Source organism: Nocardia sp. NPDC046473 (assembly GCF_040645995.1).
Taxonomy (GTDB): Bacteria; Actinomycetota; Actinomycetes; order Mycobacteriales; family Mycobacteriaceae; genus Nocardia.
The window spans coordinates 257279-274883 of sequence record NZ_JBEYZJ010000010.1 but is presented as its reverse complement, the minus strand read 5'-3'; the positions used below and the strand labels follow the sequence as shown (position 1 = coordinate 274883).

Annotated in this window: 15 protein-coding genes; 10 read left to right on the top strand and 5 right to left on the bottom strand. The window is 67.0% G+C overall.

Translation table 11 applies throughout. The annotated features are described in order from the left end of the window. Positions 1–102: 102 nt before the first annotated feature. Positions 103–1122 (bottom strand): NAD-dependent epimerase/dehydratase family protein, encoded by a 1020-nt coding sequence (locus ABZ942_RS34365; RefSeq protein WP_357389482.1) that lies wholly within the window; start codon positions 1120–1122, stop codon positions 103–105. Positions 1123–1265: 143 nt separating this feature from the next. Here ABZ942_RS34365 and ABZ942_RS34360 point away from each other — a divergent pair, with 143 nt between their 5' ends. After that, positions 1266–1832, top strand: a complete 567-nt coding sequence (locus ABZ942_RS34360; protein ID WP_357389480.1) for a TetR/AcrR family transcriptional regulator — start codon at positions 1266–1268, stop codon at positions 1830–1832. A gap of 16 nt (positions 1833–1848) precedes the next feature. Here the strand turns inward: ABZ942_RS34360 and ABZ942_RS34355 are convergent, their stop codons facing one another. Both ABZ942_RS34355 and ABZ942_RS34350 read right to left on the bottom strand, forming a co-directional pair. Further along, positions 1849–3609 carry an ABC transporter ATP-binding protein gene (locus ABZ942_RS34355; RefSeq protein WP_357389478.1) on the bottom strand — a complete coding sequence of 587 codons (1761 nt, stop codon included), beginning with the start codon at positions 3607–3609 and terminating at the stop codon, positions 1849–1851. Next, positions 3606–5312, bottom strand: coding sequence for an ABC transporter ATP-binding protein (locus ABZ942_RS34350; protein WP_357389476.1), 1707 nt, complete (start codon positions 5310–5312; stop codon positions 3606–3608). The genes ABZ942_RS34355 and ABZ942_RS34350 overlap by 4 nt, the downstream gene beginning before the upstream one ends. Before the next feature lie 163 nt (positions 5313–5475). Between ABZ942_RS34350 and ABZ942_RS34345 the strand changes: the two genes are divergently transcribed. Then, on the top strand, positions 5476–6447 hold the full coding sequence (locus ABZ942_RS34345; protein ID WP_357389474.1) for a hypothetical protein: 972 nt from the start codon (positions 5476–5478) through the stop codon (positions 6445–6447). On the opposite strand, the gene ABZ942_RS34340 is transcribed toward ABZ942_RS34345, so the two are convergent. Beyond that, positions 6440–7576, bottom strand: coding sequence for an erythromycin esterase family protein (locus ABZ942_RS34340; protein ID WP_357389472.1), 1137 nt, complete (start codon positions 7574–7576; stop codon positions 6440–6442). The two genes, ABZ942_RS34345 and ABZ942_RS34340, sit on opposite strands and share 8 nt — an antisense overlap. A gap of 81 nt (positions 7577–7657) precedes the next feature. Between ABZ942_RS34340 and ABZ942_RS34335 the strand changes: the two genes are divergently transcribed. After that, complete coding sequence (locus tag ABZ942_RS34335; RefSeq protein ID WP_357389470.1) at positions 7658–8371, top strand: TioE family transcriptional regulator; 714 nt, start codon at positions 7658–7660, stop codon at positions 8369–8371. On the opposite strand, the gene ABZ942_RS34330 is transcribed toward ABZ942_RS34335, so the two are convergent. Next, positions 8372–9877 (bottom strand): NAD(P)/FAD-dependent oxidoreductase, encoded by a 1506-nt coding sequence (locus ABZ942_RS34330; protein WP_357389468.1) that lies wholly within the window; start codon positions 9875–9877, stop codon positions 8372–8374. A gap of 239 nt (positions 9878–10116) precedes the next feature. Between ABZ942_RS34330 and ABZ942_RS34325 the strand changes: the two genes are divergently transcribed. From ABZ942_RS34325 to ABZ942_RS34295, 7 genes are all read left to right on the top strand, one after another. Beyond that, the gene (locus tag ABZ942_RS34325) at positions 10117–10935 is read left to right on the top strand and encodes an ABC transporter permease (protein WP_357389466.1); all 819 of its coding nucleotides are present in this window, start codon (positions 10117–10119) and stop codon (positions 10933–10935) included. Beyond that, on the top strand, positions 10908–11777 hold the full coding sequence (locus ABZ942_RS34320) for an ABC transporter ATP-binding protein (RefSeq protein WP_357389464.1): 870 nt from the start codon (positions 10908–10910) through the stop codon (positions 11775–11777). Before ABZ942_RS34325 ends, ABZ942_RS34320 begins: the two co-directional genes overlap by 28 nt. Then, complete coding sequence (locus ABZ942_RS34315) at positions 11774–12778, top strand: ABC transporter substrate-binding protein (RefSeq protein WP_357389462.1); 1005 nt, start codon at positions 11774–11776, stop codon at positions 12776–12778. The genes ABZ942_RS34320 and ABZ942_RS34315 overlap by 4 nt, the downstream gene beginning before the upstream one ends. 14 nt (positions 12779–12792) lie before the next feature. Then, positions 12793–13938: an LLM class flavin-dependent oxidoreductase gene (locus ABZ942_RS34310; RefSeq protein WP_357389460.1), complete on the top strand. Its 1146-nt coding sequence runs from the start codon at positions 12793–12795 to the stop codon at positions 13936–13938. Positions 13939–14115: 177 nt separating this feature from the next. Then, a complete protein-coding gene (locus ABZ942_RS34305) occupies positions 14116–15516 on the top strand; it encodes an amino acid permease (RefSeq protein ID WP_357389458.1) in 1401 nt (466 codons plus the stop codon). 134 nt (positions 15517–15650) lie between these two features. Further along, positions 15651–16061 (top strand): SgcJ/EcaC family oxidoreductase, encoded by a 411-nt coding sequence (locus ABZ942_RS34300; protein WP_357389456.1) that lies wholly within the window; start codon positions 15651–15653, stop codon positions 16059–16061. Positions 16062–16450: 389 nt separating this feature from the next. Continuing rightward, a complete protein-coding gene (locus ABZ942_RS34295) occupies positions 16451–17548 on the top strand; it encodes a hypothetical protein (RefSeq protein ID WP_357389454.1) in 1098 nt (365 codons plus the stop codon). Positions 17549–17605: the final 57 nt, after the last annotated feature.

Sequence of the window (17605 nt, the reverse complement as noted above, 5' to 3'; positions counted from 1 at the left end):
CGATCTACGCAACACATATCAACGCGTCAACGCTGCACACGAGCCGCCCGAAACTGTCAACACTGCAGGCGATGTCAGGTAGCGGGCGGCTACGGGTGAAGGTCAGGCGGCGTTGTGTTCGATCAGGCTGTTGGCGCAGTCGAGTACGGCCCGGTTGGCGGGGCGCGGTTGCCAGCCGAGGAGCCGCTTCGCCTTGTCGGTGCTGTGCCGGTTGCGCCGGCCGAGGGCGGGGATGACTTCGCCGAGCGGCGCGTCGCTGAGGCGGGCGGCGAGACGGACGGCGAAGTCGGGCAGCTGACGGGTCGAGACCTGCTTGCCGCGCGAGCCGAGGCCGTCGTGCAGGGTGCGGGCCATATCGCGCATCCACATGAATTCGCCGGTGGCGAGGAAGCGTTCGCCCGCGGCGGCAGGGTCGGTCATCGCCCTGAGGTGGATGTCGGCGAGGTCGCGGACGTCCACGATTTCCAGTCCGATCCGCGGGACGCCGGGCAGCTTGCCGGAGACCATGCGGGCCACGATGTCGACGGATCCGGTGGCGCCCGTGGTGAGGATGGGTCCGAAGACCGCGCCGGGCAGGATGGTGGTGAGCTCGGTCGGTCCGTCGTAGTCGGCCATGAAGTCCCAGGCCGCGCGCTCGGCGAGGGTCTTGGATCGGCGGTACGGGATCAGCGTCGGATCGTCGGGATCGGTCCACAACGTCTCGTCGGTGATGCCGTCGGTGGCGTAGGACGAGGGGCTCGACGCGTTCGCCGCGGAGGTGAGCACCACTCGTTTCACCCCGGCGGCGGTGGCCGCGCGCAGCACTCGTAGCGCGCCGCCGCGGGCCGCGTCGATCAGCGCGTCCACGTCGTCGGAGTTGCGGCCGAGCGGCGAGGCGACGTGCAGCACGTAGTCGACATCCTTGACCGCGGCCTCCCAGCCCTCGTCGTCGGTGAGGTCGGCGACGGCGAAGCTCAGCCGCCCGGCCGGGTCGACGGCGGTGGACACGGCCGCGCGGACGGCCTCCTCCTTGTCCTTGCCACGCACGGTGGTGCGCACGTCGAAGCCCCGTTCGAGCAGCTCGACGATGCACCACCCCGCGACGTAGCCACTACCCCCGGTAACCAGAACCAACTCACCCATCATCGTCCTCCATGTGTTCGGAACGCTGTGCGAGAATGAAACGGAGACCCCTCCACCTATGTTCATTACCATAACGGAGGGCCCTCCGTTTAGCAAAAGTCTGATGGATAGCACAGTGTGATGGATACGGAGCGCGAACATTGGTGAACACGCCGAAGCAGGCCAGAGCTGATGCCCGCACCAACCGCGAACGCGTCCTCGTCGCCGCCAGGGACGCGTTCTCTGTTTCCGGTGGCACGTCGCTGACGGCGATCGCCAAGCAGGCCGGCGTCGGCATCGGCACGCTGTATCGGCACTTCCCGAATAGGGAATCGCTCATCGTCGCGCTCTACCGCCATGACATCCAGGAACTCATCGACCTGGCTCCGGCCTTGCTCGCCGCGCATCCGCCGCTGACCGCGCTGCGACTGTGGTTCGACGAGGTCGCTCGCTACGGACAGCTCAAATACGGTGTCGCCGAGGTCATTCACGCGGCGACCAACGGCGGACTCGACGACGAGTACTACCGGCCCTTCGTCGGTGCGATCGCGCTGCTCCTCGAACCCGGCGTCGCGGAAGGCTCACTCAAGCCCGATCTCGACCCCGAGGATGTTCTGCTGCAGCTGAGCGTGCTGTGGCGGATCAATCCCGACAACGGGAGCGCCGAGCGGGCCTCGCGCATCCTCGACCTCATCGTCGACGGGCTCCGGGTGAACCCCCAGTCCGGCTAGCCGACTCCGCTGAATATCAAGTGGCAGTTCTTTTTTCACCGTGCCACGAGTGCCATAGGGCGGCGTAGGTGCCCTCGCGTGCGATCAAATCGTCGTGGGTGCCCAGTTCGATGATCCGACCGGCTGCCATCACGGCGACTCGATCCGCGTCGTGAGCCGTCTGCAGCCGGTGGGCGATCGCGATGACCGTGCGTCCTTCGAGCACTACGGCGAGTGCTCGCTCGGTGTTTCGTGCCGACGTCGGGTCCATTTGCGCGGTCGCCTCATCGAGGACCACGGTGTGCGGGTCGGCGAGGACCACGCGCGCCAGCGAAAGCTGTTGCGCCTGTGCGGCATCGAGACGGTGACCGGTGCCGTCCAGGTGGGTATCGAGGTCGTCTGGCAAATCGTCGACCCAGTCGGCACCGACGGCGGCCAGTGCGCTGCGGATCTGCGCGTCGGTGGCGTCCGGTCTGGCGATGAGTAGATTTCCGCGGACGGTGTCGTGAAATACGTGCTGGTCTTGGGTGACCAGAGCGACATGGTGGCGTAACCGGTCCGCGTCGAGTCCCGAGATCGGCACGCCGCCAACATGTATCGAGCCGGTACGCGGGGTGTCGATCCCCGCGAGGAGCCGGGCGAGGGTGGACTTGCCCGCGCCGGAGGTGCCGACGACGGCGAGGCGCTCCCCCGGTTCGATGTCGAGCTCGACGCCGTGCAGCACGTCGCGGCCGTGGTCGTAGGCGTAGCTCACATCGATGATGCGGATCCGGTTGTCCGCCGGTTCCGCCGAAATGGCCTGGCGCACTGTGGGCGTGGACGAGAGTCCCTCTAACCTCGCGTAGGACGCGATTGCGCTCTGCACCCCGTCGACCCACAACATGACCGTGTCCAGCGGCCCGACCAGTTGTCGCAAGTACACGGCCGCCGCGACGACGGTGCCGAGGCTGACGGCGTCGCGGTTGTGCAGCACACCGCCGATCAGTAGGACGGCGACCAGCGGTAGCACATACGAGACGTCCAGAGCCGGGAACAGCACTGAGCGCAGGCGCAAGGTCGCCAATCGGGCGCGGCGCGCGGTGTCGATCGAGGAAGCGGTTGTCATAGAATGCATTTCGGCCAGGCCGAGCGCCTCGATCGTCCGTGCTCCGGCCACGCTGGTCGCCAGGGCCTCGGCCAGCTGGGAACCGCTGGCCGCCTCGGTGCGATATGCGGCGCTGGATCGGCGTAGATACCACCGCACGGCGATAGTGGCGACGAGTAGACAGCTCAGACTCGATAGCCCGAGGACCGGATTGAGCACCACCACTGCGCCGATGATGAAGGTGGCCTGGATGACAGCGACGAAAACATCCGGCGCGGCGGTCCGCAGTGCGAAGGCGATGGTGGGTGCGTCGGTGGTGCCCCGAGCGATCAGGTCACCGGCGGAGGTGCGTTCGGCCACTGCCGCGGGCAGCGCGAGGACCCGATCGAGGAAACGTTCTCGAATGCGAGCCGCGGTGCGCTCGCCGAAGCGGTAGCCCACGTATCGAGCGCATCGGGTGAGCACGATTTGCGCGACCGTGCAGACCAGGATAACCAGGGCCAGTCGATCGACGGTGCCGACCGCGTCCCGCGCCGGTGACTTGCCGACCGCGTCCACGATCTTGCCGAGTAGCCAGGGACCGACCAGCCCGACACCCACCGCGAGCGCGTTGAGCACCAGCACCGCAGCGAATGCTTTTCTGTCCGTGCGGATCTCGTTCACCGCGGCCTGCCGGATCTGGGCCGCACCCGCGACCGGGAGCAGGGTTGTCATCGGGGCCCTTCCTCCTCGCCACGGGTTACCAGGGCACGGTAGCCGGGCTCGGTCGCCAGCAGGTCGTGGTGCGTGCCTGTCGCCGCGACGATGCCGTCGACCAGGTAGACCACGGTTTCCGCGTGGGCCAACAGGAGTGGGGAGGTCGTGGTCACCGCGGTTGTTCGGCCGCGTCGCGCGGCAAGCAACCGGTTCGCGATCGTGGCCTCGGTGTGCGCGTCCACGGCCGAGGTCGGTTCGACGGCCAGCAATACTTCCGGATCGGCGTAGACGGCGCGCGCGAGCCGGAGCCGTTGGCGTTGTCCGCCGGACAGATTGGCGCCGCGGGGATCGATCGTCGAGGCCAGACCGTCGGGCAGGGCGTCCACGATGTCCGCGGCCACCGCGATGTGCAGTGCGCGGTGCAGTCGATCGTCGTCGGCCTCGTGGCGGCCGCGGACAACCTCTCGGACGCTGCCGGTGAAGAGATAGGCGTCGTTGTCCGCCACCAGGATTCGCTGCCTGAGCTGGTCGGTGGCGACGACATCCAGGTCGATGCCTGCCCAGGTGACGTCGGATTTGGTGAACCCGCCGAGTCGATCGATGATCGCCGCGCTCTCCGCCGGGCGGTTGCTGACGATCGCGGTCGACATCCCCGACCGCAGTTCGACGCCGGAGGCAGGATCCCGCAGTGTCGACGGCACCGCAGGTGCGGCCACCTGGTCGGCGGGCAGATCCGGTGGCAGTGACAGCAACCGGGTCACGCGCCCGGCAGCGACCCGAGCGCGGGTCAGATCACCCGCACCCTCGATGAAGAACTCCACCGGAACGACGAGCATCGCGGTGTACCCGTACACCGCGACGAGACCGCCGACACTGATCGACCCCTCGGCCACCATCCGGGCACCCAGCCACGTGACGACCGCGAGGAAGGCCGCGGGCAGCCCCTTGGACAGCGCGTCGACCCAACTCGCGGCCACTCCGACGCGGTAGCCCTGCGCTACGAGATCATGCGAATCACGTTGATAGCGAGCGGCATACACTGATTTGCCGCCGAGGGCGTTCAGCACCCGAAGCCCGTTCAGCACATCCACCAACCGAGTGGTCAGTGCGCCCTGCCTCTCGCGATAACCGGCACTGGTCCGCTCGATCCGATGTAGCAGCGGCCCAACGGTCAGCACCAGCAACGGCACCCCCGCCAGCACCACCACCGCGAGCAGCGGTGAGATCGAAAACAGCACCACGGCAACAACGATGTAGGCGACCGCAGCGCCGAACCCGGGGCCGGTAACGGTCAACGACTGCGCGATCACCTGAACGTCGCCGCTGCCGATCGCCACCACCTCCCCCGCGGTCGTTCGACGAGAAAGACCGGCGCCCAGGCGAACACAATGCTCGACGGTCGCCGACACCGTCCGGAAAGCCGCCTCCATCCGTATTTTCGACATAGTTCGATGACGTGCAATGCCCAACGCCGCGTTGACAACCCCGACACCGAACAGCGCCACTACCCAACCGGTAAGCGACGCAAGGTTATCGGTGGCCAGACCATCATCGATCGCGCGAGACAACAAATACGGCGGCACCGCAAGCGTCACCATCCACGCACTCCCCAACGTCGCCCCGAGCGCGACCCGGCGCCGTTGACCGACCACCAACCACAACAGGAATCGACCAGGACTCGACCGCGCACCTGGACCAGGGCCATCGGGGAAGAGGGTCACACCACCCACGATAGTGAAACCCCCTTGCCATGCACCCGCGTTCATGAGCAGGCAAATGATCAAAAAATGAGGTCCGCGGGTAACGGGTCGGGCGAAGCTGTCGAGAGACCACGCGGGCCGTACGAGCGGACCGAAGACCCGTATTCGATGACGTTAGGCCGTGATGACAGAGCAAATGCGGTGGCCGGCGATCGTTCTGGTGGTGGTGTCGACCGTTGTTTGGGGGATGCTGTTCGGCCCCTTCCTGTGGACCGAACCGCTCGACCTACCGATGGGACTAGCCGTGTGCGGGCCCGCGCCACTGCTGATTCGAGAGGTCGTCCGCAGGCGTGGCGGTGGTTGGCCGGCCCTGATGATGTTCGGCGCCGGTTTCGGGGCGGCCCAGTACGCACTGGTGGGCGTGATCTCGCTGGCGGGACTGCAGAACGTTCCCGGCGGTCTCCACTACGGTGAGCCATTCTGCCTGACCTGGGTTTCCGCGCTCGGGTACATCGCGATGTACGCGGTTTGGGCGATCACCCTGCCGATTCTGTTGACCGAGTTGGTGTTCGGTGACCGACGCAGCCAACCATGGTTGCGGCGGACGGGCATAGTTGCCGCTGCGGCGGTACTGGTGGTGGTGGATTCCCTTGTGATCTGCGCGATTTGGGCACTCCCCTGGGCCATCGACCGTCAGCCACCAGCCTTCCCGCTACCCGTGCGTTCCCTCGGTGTGGCCGTGATGGCCGCAGTGCTGCTGGCGGCGGGCTGGTGGAGCACAACGGCGCTGCGCGGGCGCGGCGAATCGGTCACCGCGCCCGCGCCCGCCGCGGCGATGGTGGGACTGGTCGCACTGGCCGGTTCCTCGGCATGGTTGGGTATCAACCGGGTCGCGGACGGTGAGCTGCCGATTCCGGCGGTGTTGCTCTGCTATCTCTTGCTGCTCATGGGCGGTGCGCTGCTGATTCGAAGATGGCTGAGCCGCACCGGATTCGACGATCGCCATCGCCTCGCCTGTTATGCGGGCGCATTGGCAGGCTATGTCATCGACCAATCCCTGATGTTCCGGCCGACCGGTGTCGATCTGGCGTTCGACGTGGCCGTGTGTGTTGTCGCGGTCGTCCTGTTATGGCGGCTGGGCAAGATAGTCAGGTAGTGCCGTTGCTGATGTGCAGGATCGTGTCGGCGGTATCGAAGGTTGCGTGATCGAGGGGGAAGTAGCCCTTCTCGGGGGTGCTCCCGGTACGCGCGCGACCTGTGGCGATCGTGGTCGCCGGTGCCAGACCCCAGGTGCCTATTCGGCTCTGCAGCATGCCCTCGTAGGTATCCGGTTCCGGCGCAGGCAGTCCGAGACCTGCACTGCGCCCCAGGCTGCCTGCAATGAAGGTGTATTGCTCACCCCAGAGCGCCCCGACGATGGCGCCGACGCCGACCCAGTCGAGGACCATGCCCGCCACGCGCATGGTGCCTGGATGCCTGCGCAGATGGAGGTTGTGCGCGTGGGCCAAGGTCGCGCCGCGACCGGCCTCGATGCCGCGGATATCGAGCAGGTTCTGTGCCATGAGCGCATCCCGGGTGGACGACAGCAGGGATATCCGTGCGTCCAGTTCGATGGGCCGCGCTGCCTGCCGGTGGTAGCGGAGCAGACCGATTCCGGCGGTGAGATAGGTTCTGGCCCTCCGCCATTCGGCGAGCGACGTGGTCGCGATCAGTTCTGGTGCGCGTGCCTCCAGCGCGATGAGCATGTCGTTGGCAATCGATCGCAGCCGCTCGGCCTCGGGCGTGGCGCCGATCGACTTGGTCGCGTCGAGGATTGCCTCCTCACGATTCCACAGCTCGTCGGCACCAAGGAGATTCGCGAGGTCGAGGTCCAATTGCAGGTAGTCGCGGGCATATTCGAGGTAGGAGCGAGGGCTGGGTGCGGTGGTGTTCTCGGTTTGAGTGTCGAAGCCGTGGAAGGTGATTCGTTCTTCGGGTGGCCGGTGCTGGTTGTAGTCGTGCATCCAGCTGACCAATTGCCTGTTGCCGTCGAGCTTTCCGAAGTTGTGGGTGAAGCCCTCGCTCAGCGCGGTGTCGAGGCTGCCGATGCCCTCGTGGACGTAGTCGTTCACGGTGAGTGCGGCGATGCGGTCGGTTTCGAGGGCGATCGAGCGGAAGCCGAGGGTGACCAGTTGTGCGAAGAGTTCGTTGCGGACCAGCTGGAAGGCCGGTTCCTGGTGGGTCGGCTCGCCGAGTGCTACCAGGTCACAGGGCGTGGGTACGAAGTCTCGAATGTTCTGACTCATGTGTCTCAATCGTATCGTTGAAAGGTCGGTTGAGACTTTTCCGCGATCTACCGCTCAGACCTTCGGTAAAGTCTCAAATCGGTGATCACCTTGCGACCAGCCGACCTAGCCCGTGAGCACGGCCTGTCGACCCAGGCCGTGCGCAACTACGAGCGGGACGGGTGCATCCCGCCCGCCGAACGCACAGCGAGCGGCTACCGGATCTACACCGAGGTGCATGCGGCGGCGCTGCGCACTTACCTCGCGCTCATTCCGGCATACGGACACGCGGCCAGCGGCCAGATCATGAACGCACTCCACAATGCTGGACTCGACGGTGTCCTGGTGACCATCGACCGCGGCCACAGTCAGTTACTCCAGGACAGGGAGACGCTCGATTCAGTGCGGAAAGCGGTAGCACATCTGACTGCGGAGTCCGACGCAGTCATAAACCAATCCACAGACGCCCGAACCATCGGCGAACTCGCCCATCAACTCCGAGTAACCCCTGCGACCCTGCGCAATTGGGAAAACGCAGGCATCCTCGCCCCGACCCGTGACCCCGCCACCGGCTACCGCCACTACGACGCAACCGATATCCGCGACGCCCACCTCACCGATCTACTCCGCCGCGGCGGCTACCCACTGGACCACATCCGCACCGTGATCCAACAGCTCCGAACCGCAGGCAGCACAAACGCATTGACCGCCGCCTTGGCCGACTGGCAACAAAACCTCACCACCCAAGGCCGCGCCATGCTCCACGCCGCCACCCACCTCGACCACTACCTGCGCGTGCTCGAACAGCAGCGCTGATCAGGCGGTGCGGGTGGCCGCTAGCGGGCGGTCCTCGGTGTCCGCCGCGGCGCGGGTGAAGGTGAGAACGCCGTCCTCGATCGGTTCCTTGCGGAGCATCTTGCGATCACGGAAGTAGTTGTTGATGACCTGCCACGGCCCGCGAGTGCCCTGCCGGGGCATCACCGCATCGCCGCGCTGGATGTAGCCGGAGCTCAGCGCGCCGCCCATGACCGAGTCGGCGGAACGGTCCCCTTCTTCGGCCACAGCAACCATTTTCGTGTAACCGTGCGACTTCATGTGATTGAGGACGCGGCAGAAGTACTCGGCGGCGAGGTCGGCCTTGAGCGTCCACGAGGCGTTGGTGTAGCCGAGCACCATCACCGCGTTGGGAACGCTGTCGAGCATCGCGCCCTTGTAGACGACCCGGTCGCGGGTGACCACCGGCTGGCCGTCCAGTTCGAGGGTGGCGCCGCCGAGCATCTGCACGCGCAGGCCGGTCGCGCTGATCACGATGTCGGCGGCCAGTTCCTCGCCCGAGGCGAGCCGGATGCCGGTCTCGGTGAAGGTCTCGATGCGGTCGGTGACGATGGACGCCTTGCCGCTGCGCAGCACCTTGAACAGGTCACCGTTCGGCACGACGCACAGCCGCTGGTCCCACGGGTCGTAGGACGGGGTGAAATGCCGCATGTCGATGTTCGGGCCCAGCCACATCCGCACAGCGCTGAGCAGCACCTTGCGTGACGCGCCGGGATTGGTGCGGGACAGCTGAAAGCTGGCGCGCTGCAACGCGATATTGCGGGCGCGTCCCACGCGGTAGGCCACCTTCGCCGGTATCCGGGCCGCCTTCATGCCGACGGCGACCGGGTCGTCGGCGGGCAAGGCGGTGATGTAGGTGGGCGAGCGCTGCAGCATGGTGACGTGCGCGGCGTCTTTACTCATCGCCGGGATCAGGGTGATGGCGGTGGCGCCGCTGCCGATCACCACGACCCGCTTGCCGCGGTAGTCGAGGTCCTCGGGCCAGTGCTGCGGGTGCACGATCTGCCCACCGAAGTCCGCCTCGCCGGGGAATTCCGGCCGGTAGCCGTTGTCGTAGTCGTAGTAGCCGGTGCAGCCGGCGAGGAAGTTGCTGGTGAAGGTCTCGGTGGCGCCGGTCTGCTCGTCGAGTGCCTCGACGGTCCAGATGCCCGCCTCGCTGGACCAGCGGGCAGTGGTGACCTTGCGGCCGAAGTGGATGTGTTCCTTGACCCCGTACTCGATGGCGGTGTCCTCGACGTACTGGCGAATGTGCGGCCCATCGGCCAGCACCTTGGTGCCGGTCCACGGGCGGAAGCCGTAGCCGAAGGTGAACATGTCCGAGTCGGAGCGGATGCCGGGGTACCGGAACAGATCCCAGGTGCCGCCGATCGCCGTTCGGCGCTCCAGGATCGCGTAGCTGCGCCCGGTTTGCTCGCGGGTGAGGTGGCAGGCCATGCCGATACCGGAGAGGCCGGCGCCGATGATCAGTACGTCGACATGCCGCGTCATTGAGGAACTCGTTTCGTCTGGTCACGCCTCGATCACCAGCGACCGAGGGTTTCCGCCGAGGGTACGTGTTATTTGAGGTTACGTCTAGTGAGGGTAGCTGAAAACATGCCGGCGACGGCGCGTCAATTAAAACCTCGCTGGTTTCAACCGGTGACTCCGCCGCGCCGCGCGCACAGCATGGATGACTGCGGCGCGCTCAGCAGCGCTGCGCGGATCTTGTCCCCTACCCGAGGTGTCGCGTGTCATCAATTGTCTTGGAGCCGACACCGATTCGGGTTCGGTCGGCGGCACGGTGGCGGCCGCGCAAGACCTGGTTGCGGGTGGTCAGCCCGCTGGTCATCGTGGTCGCGTGGCAGCTGGCCAGCGTCACCGAGGTGCTGCCGGAACGCCTATTGGCCTCGCCCATAACGATTCTGCGGACCACCGGAGAGCTACTGCGCGCCGGGACGCTGCAGGAGGCGATCACCGTGTCGCTCGGGCGGGCGGCGACCGGATTCGTGATCGGTGCGGTACTCGGGATCGGCCTGGCGGTTGTCGCCGGACTGAGCACGGTCGGCGAGTACGTGGTCGATCCGCCGATGCAGATGCTGCGGACGGTGCCGTTCTACGGGCTGATTCCGCTGCTGATCCTGTGGTTCGGGATCGGCGAGCTGCCGAAGGTGGTGCTCGTCGCGTTCGGCGCGGCGATCCCGTTGTACCTCAACACGTTCGCCGGAATCCGTGGCGTCGACGGCAAACTGGCCGAACTGGCGCAGGTGCAGCAACTCGGCCGGATCGCGATCATCGGGCACATCGTGCTGCCGGGCGCACTGCCGCAGATCTTGGTCGGGCTACGCCAATCACTCGGTATCGCCTGGCTGGCGTTGATCGTCGCCGAGCAGGTCAATGCCGATGCGGGACTGGGGTTTCTGATCAATGACGCCCGCGAGTTCTTGCGTACCGACGTCATCGTCGTCGGGCTGCTCGTCTACTGCGTGCTCGGTCTGCTGACCGACGCGTTCGTCCGATTGATCGAGAGGAAGGCGCTGGCATGGCGACGCGGATTCCTGGGACAGTGATCACCGAAGAACTGATCGAAAACGCAAGCGCGGAAACGACATCGGCTCACCCGGTGGCGAAGTCGAACAGCGTCGCTGTGCCGACCGCTGTGGACAGGGCCGGAAATGATTCGGCCGCAACGACTTCTGCGGACGAGACACCGGTTGCCCAGGTGCGCGGCCTGATCCGCGATTTCGACGGACGCCGCGTACTCGACGGACTCGACCTCGACATCGCCCCAGGCGAATTCGTCGCTCTGCTCGGTCGCAGCGGCTCGGGTAAATCCACCCTGCTGCGTGCACTCGCGGGCCTCGACCGCGGCGTACAAGGCGAGCTCACCACGCACGGCACCATCGCCGTCGCCTTCCAGGAACCACGCCTCGTGCCATGGAAACGCGTGCTGGCCAACGTATTCCTCGGCCTGCGCCACAGCGACCCCAAGGCCGCCGCTCGCGCCGCGCTCGCCGAGGTCGGCCTCAGCGAACGCGCGAACGCCTGGCCGCTCACCCTCTCCGGCGGCGAAGCCCAACGCGCCAGCCTGGCCAGGGCCCTGGTTCGCGAACCGGACCTGCTGCTGCTCGACGAGCCCTTCAGCGCCCTCGATGCGCTGACCCGCATCACCATCCACCGCCTGGTGATCGACCTGTGGCAGCGCCGCAAGCCCGGCGTCCTGCTGGTCACCCACGACGTCGACGAGGCGCTGCGGCTGGCCGACCGCGTGCTGGTGCTCGGCGACGGCCGGATCGCCCACGAATCCCGCATCGACCTGCCGCGTCCGCGCCGCGGCGACCATCCGCACCTGCTCTCCCTGCGCGAAACCCTGCTCGCCGAACTCGGCGTTGCCCCGGAAGGAACCGAATGAAAGCCAGAAGGCTGCTGCTCGCAACGACTCTCGCACTGGTCGTGGCGGTCGGCACGGCCTGCGGGTCCGACAAGGCCGACGATGCGGCGGTCCGCCCCGACGGTTCGATCGACCTGTCCCAGGTGACGTTGCACGCCGGCGATCAGAAGGGCACCGGGCTGCAGGCGCTGCTCACGGCCGCGGGTGAGCTGGACAAGACGCCGTACAAGATCACGTGGTCGCAGTATCAGTCCGGGCCGCCGATGCTGGAGGCGATCAACTCCGGTGCCGTCGATATCGGCTGCGTCGGCAATGCCCCGCCGGTGTTCGCGGCCGCGGCCAAGTCGGCGATCAAGATCGTCAGCAGCTACCGGGGCGGCACCGAGGGCCAGGCCGTCGTGGTGCCCAAGGATTCGCCGCTGCGCACGCCGGAAGACTTGCGCGGCAAGAAGATCGCGGTCGCCAAGGGCAGTTCGGCGCACCACCACCTGCTCGCGGTACTGAGCAAGGCGGGCATCAAGTGGGATCAGATCGAGCCGCAGTACCTGCAGCCGCCGGACGCGCTCGCCGCGCTGACCACCGGCCGGGTGGACGCCTGGGCCATCTGGGACCCGTACACCGCGCAGGCCGAGCAGCAGTCGAACGCGCGAATCCTGGTGAGCGGCAACGGGTATGTCACCGGCGATGCCTTCTACGTCGCCGGTACCAAGTCGCTGGAAAGCAAGGCGACCTCCGCCGCCCTGCGTGATCTGCTCGCCCGCATCGGGCGCGCCCACGCCTGGGTCAACGGACACCCCGAGCAGTGGGCGAAGACCTACGCCGAGCTGACCGGGCTCCCCTATGACGTCATCCTGACCGTCGTCAAACGTGGCCCGTACCAAGACCATCCGCTCGATCCCGGCACCATCGCCGCCGAGCAGGGCGTCGCGGACGCCTTCGCCGACGCCGGGATCATCCCCGGCAAGGTGAACATCACCGGCTTCACCGACACCCGTTTCAATGACCTGTTCCCCGCTTCCTGAGGAGTTGGCGCACCATGACTTTGTCCTTCCATTGGTTCCTGCCCACCTACGGTGATTCGCGCGGCCTGGTCGCGGGCGGGCACGGCACCTTCATGTCCGGTGACCGTCCCGCGACGCTGCGCTACCTTAATCAGATCGGCGCCGCCGCCGAGGACAACGGCTTCGAGGCCGTGCTCACCCCCACCGGAACCTGGTGCGAGGACGCCTGGCTCACCACGGCGATGATGGTGGACACCACCGAGACGCTGAAGTTCCTGGTCGCGCTGCGCCCCGGCCTGATCAGCCCGACGCTGGCCGCGCAGATGGCGGGCACCTTCCAGCGGCATTCACGGGGCAGGCTGCTGCTGAACGTGGTGACCGGCGGCGAACCGCACGAGCAGCAGGCCTACGGCGACTTCCTGGACAAGGAACAGCGCTACGCCCGCACCGGCGAATTCCTGCACGTGGTGCGGGAGCTCTGGCACTCGCCCGAGCCGATCACCTTCGAGGGCAAGCACATTCACGTCCGCGACGGGCAGCTGAGCAACCGGCCCGACCCGATCCCGCCGGTGTTCTTCGGCGGTTCCTCCGCACCGGCCGGACCGGTCGCGGCCCGCTACGCCGACACCTACCTCACCTGGGGTGAGCCGCTGCTCGCGGTGAGCAGGAAGCTGGAGTGGATCCGGCGCCTGGCCAACGACCAGGGCCGCGTCCTCGACTACGGCCTGCGCATCCACGTGATCAGCCGCGACACCGCCGAGGAGGCGTGGGCCGAGGCCGATCGGCTGCTGCAGGGCATCGATCCCGCCGACATCGAGCGGGTGCAGGCGAGCCTCGCGCGCAGCGAGTCGGAGGGGCAGCGGCGGATGTCCGAGCTGCACGGCGGCAGCACCGATCGACTGGAGATCGCGCCCAACCTGTGGGCAGGGGTGGGTCTCGTCCGTGGTGGCGCGGGCACCGCGCTGGTCGGCTCGCACGCCGAGGTCGCCGAACGGCTGGTCGAATACTCGAAGCTGGGCATCAGCCACTTCATCCTGTCCGGGTATCCGCACCTGGAGGAGGCGTACTGGTTCGGTGAGGGCGTGCTGCCGATCCTGGAGCGCAAGGGACTGTGGCGCCACCCCTCTCGTCCGGCTGCCGTGCCGGTCGCGACTCCCTTCGCGGCGTCGTCCAGCAGCTGACCCAGATAGGCCTGTTCGAGTTCCCGACCTCGGTTCACCTGCGGCTTCGGGTGCGGGAACTCGAACAGGGCGCCCTACCCAGTTGCACCCAGTTAACGGTGACTGACTCACTTCAACGAGAATGATCTCTTGATCCGGCTCCCAGGCCGGACGTCTAGACGAGCTCATAAGGGAGTCATGACCACCTCCGCCGCCCAGCGCTGGCGTCGCCGCCTGCCCGACACCGCGACGACCGACGGAGCGCCCACGCTGGCGCGCAGACTCGGACGCATCGACCTCACGGCGATGGGCGTCGGCACCATCGTCGGCGCGGGCATCTTCGTGATCACCGGGGTGGCCGCGGCGGAGAAGGCCGGGCCGTCGATCGTGCTGTCGTTCCTGCTGGCCGGGACGGTGTGCGTGCTGGTCGCGCTCTGCTACAGCGAGCTGGCGGCGATGGTGCCGGTGTCCGGCAGCGCCTACACCTATACCTACGCGACGCTCGGCGAGGGGCCCGCGTTCCTGGTGGGGTGGAATCTGTTGCTGGAGTTCGTGATCGCGGGCGCCGCGGTCGCGATCGGCTGGTCGGGGACCACGGTGTCGGCACTGGATTCGATCTTCGGGATCACCGTGCCGAAGGCCATCGCGGCGGGGCCGGGCGAGGGCGGGATCGTGAATCTGCCCGCCGTGCTGATCATCGGGGTGATCGTCGCGGTGCTGGTCGGCGAGGTGTCGCTGACCGCGCGAATCACCAAGGCGCTGGTCGGGGTGACGATCGGCGTGCTGGTGCTGGTGGTCGCCGTCGGTGCGCCGCATATCGACGTGAACAACTGGACGCCGTTCGCGCCCTTCGGCATCAGCGGCATCGTCGGCGGGGCGGCCATCGCATTCTTCGCGTTCCTCGGCTTCGATGTCGTGGCGGCCTCGGCGGAGGAGGCACGCAATCCGCGCCGGGACGTGCCGTTCGCCATCATCGGCACGGTGCTCATCGCGACCGTGCTCTACGCCCTGGTCAGCGCCGTGCTCACCGGTATCGCGCCGTTCGCGACGCTGAACAACGGGGCGCCGATCGCGACCGCCTTCGGTGGGTTGAAGATCGGCTGGATCGGCAATGTCATCGTGATCGCCTCGATCATCGCGTTGACCAAGGGTCTGCTGTTGATCGTCTACGCACAGGTGCGACTGGGGTTCGCGATGTGCCGAGATCGCTTGCTGCCCTATGGTTTCGCGCAGACCGGCAAGCGGTCCACACCCGTCCGGCTGACCCTGCTGCTCGGGGCGGTGTGTGCCACGATCGCCGGATTGCTGCCGATCGACATCGTGGTGGAGCTGGTGAATATCGGTGCGTTGTCCGCGTTCGCGGTGGTGTGCGTCGGCGTGCTGGTGTTGCGCAGGGCCGAGCCGGAGCGGGAACGGCCGTTCCGCACGCCGTTCGTGCCGGTGGTTCCGGTGCTCGCGCTCGTCGGATGCGTGTTGCTCGCGACGACGCTGGACGGACTGACCTGGGTGCGGTTCGCGGTGTGGGTGGTGATCGGCCTCGCCGTCTACCTCGGATACGGCCGCAAGCGCTCGACTCTCGCCCCGGCCGCAGTGGAATAGCAGGCGAAACTCGGCCGTTGCGGCCGGGATATCTCACATATGCCGTGGATTCCATTGCGCCCCATGCCTGTTTTCGGCAGGCTCACTAGATGCCGAACGCACTGGTGCGGCGCCGCATGAAGGGACGATGAACGATGTCGGACGACGAGAAGACGATCCGGGTTCTGATCGAGCGGTGGGCCGCCGCCGTACACGCCGGTGACCTGGCCGCCGTCCTCGCCGACCACGCGCCCGACATCGTCATGTTCGACGTCCCGCCGCCGAACGAGGGCCTGCGCGGCATCGACGCCTACCAGGCGGCCTGGCCGGGCTTTTTCGAGTGGCAGGCGCAGGGCGCGACGTTCGAGATCGTCTCGTTGGACGTCACCGCCGGCGCCGACGTCGCGTTCGCACACGCGCTGCTGCTGTGTGGGACCGCCGAGGACTTCGCCAAGGACCCGGGACGGCGTCTGCGCCTCACCCTCGGCCTGCGCAAGGAAAACGGGCGCTGGATCGTGGCGCACGAGCACCACTCGTTCCCGGACGACAGCCTGCCCGCCATCTGATCCCATCGCGGCCGGCGTGCAACAGCCCGGCCGCCGAATGCCGCGCAAAGGGCAGCCCTGTCGTCCAAATACCTCCGGCAGGTCCGCCGGGACAGGCGAGGTCGAGGCGTCGGCTGAGTTCGTCCGTGGTCCAGTACCCCGGCGCTAGGTGCGACAGGGCTGACGAGTTCGCGGGGCAGCCGGTTCGGGTGGCGGTGTCGTTGCGGCAGGACGTATTCCGAGGGTGCCGGTTCCTACAGTGGGTCTCTGGCCCCCAACACACTTCGCCGCCGGGATGAGCGAGGGCGAGGCGTCGGCTCAGTTCGTCGCCGGATCAGTACCCAGGTACTAGATGCAAATAGTGCTGCGGCGGGACGTGGTCCAGGGGTGTTGATTTCTACCTTCGGTGCATGCCAACAACACATTTCGCCGCTTCGCTGGATAGTCGGTCGTCGGCGCGGCATCGCCGCAGTGGTGCGCTCGCCGACGCCGCTGCCCGGCTGCATCGTCCCCTGACGTGGATGACGCTCACGATGACCGCGTTGGTCGTGTTCTCTCTGGTAGCGATGTTCGTCGACGATCGGATGCTGCTCGGTGAGTCGGTCTGGTTGAAGCCGACGAAGTTCGGGCTGTCGTTCGCGCTCTACGGGCTCACGCTGGCGTGGCTATTGTCGTTGCCGCACAAGGGAAGTCGCGCGACCTGGTGGTTGGGCACCGTGTTCGCGGTGACCGGGTTCATCGATGTCGGCTTCATCGCACTACAGGCCGCACGCGGCACGTTCAGCCATTTCAATACCGAGACCGACGCGGTGAACCAGATCGGGCAGCAGGTGTTCCAGTCAGGCGTGCTGGGACTTTTCGCGGCGAACCTGATCATCGCGCTGATCCTGTGCTGGCAGCGACTGGTGGATCGGCCGACAGCACGGGCGATCCATGCCGGATTGTTCCTGGCCATCGTCGGGATGATGCTCGGGTACCTGATGGGTTTCACCGGCAAACAGCTGGTCCGCGACGCCGACGGCAACGTCGTCAAGCTGGTCGCCGGGCACACCGTCATCGATCCCGCAAGCCGTGACCTGTCGCCTCGCGACGCCGCTGCGGGCATGCCGCTCACGCACTGGAGCACCATCGGCGGCGACCTCCGCGTCCCCCACTTCCTCGGCCTGCACGCCATCCAGGTCCTGCTACTCGCCGTCGTCATCCTGTCTTGGCTGGCCCCGCGCTACCCCTGGCTACGCGCCGAACGCACCCGCACCGCGGTCATCGGCGTCCTCGCCCTCGGCTACACCGGCCTACTGGCCATCGTATTCACCCAGGCAATGCGCGCTCAGTCCTTGATCCACCCGGACACCACCACCCTGACCGCCCTCGCCGGACTCACCACTGGCGTCGCCGTACTACTCGGTGCCATCTACCTACGAGCCCGTGCGAACCTCGACGCCGGAGACAGGTCCCCCCTGCAACTGGTGACCGACCCAACACCGACCGCCGCCCGAACCCTGGTGTAGCTCTCCCCCCAAACCCACTTGACGTAGGAAACGTCTTCTCGACTGATGCCGCAGCAT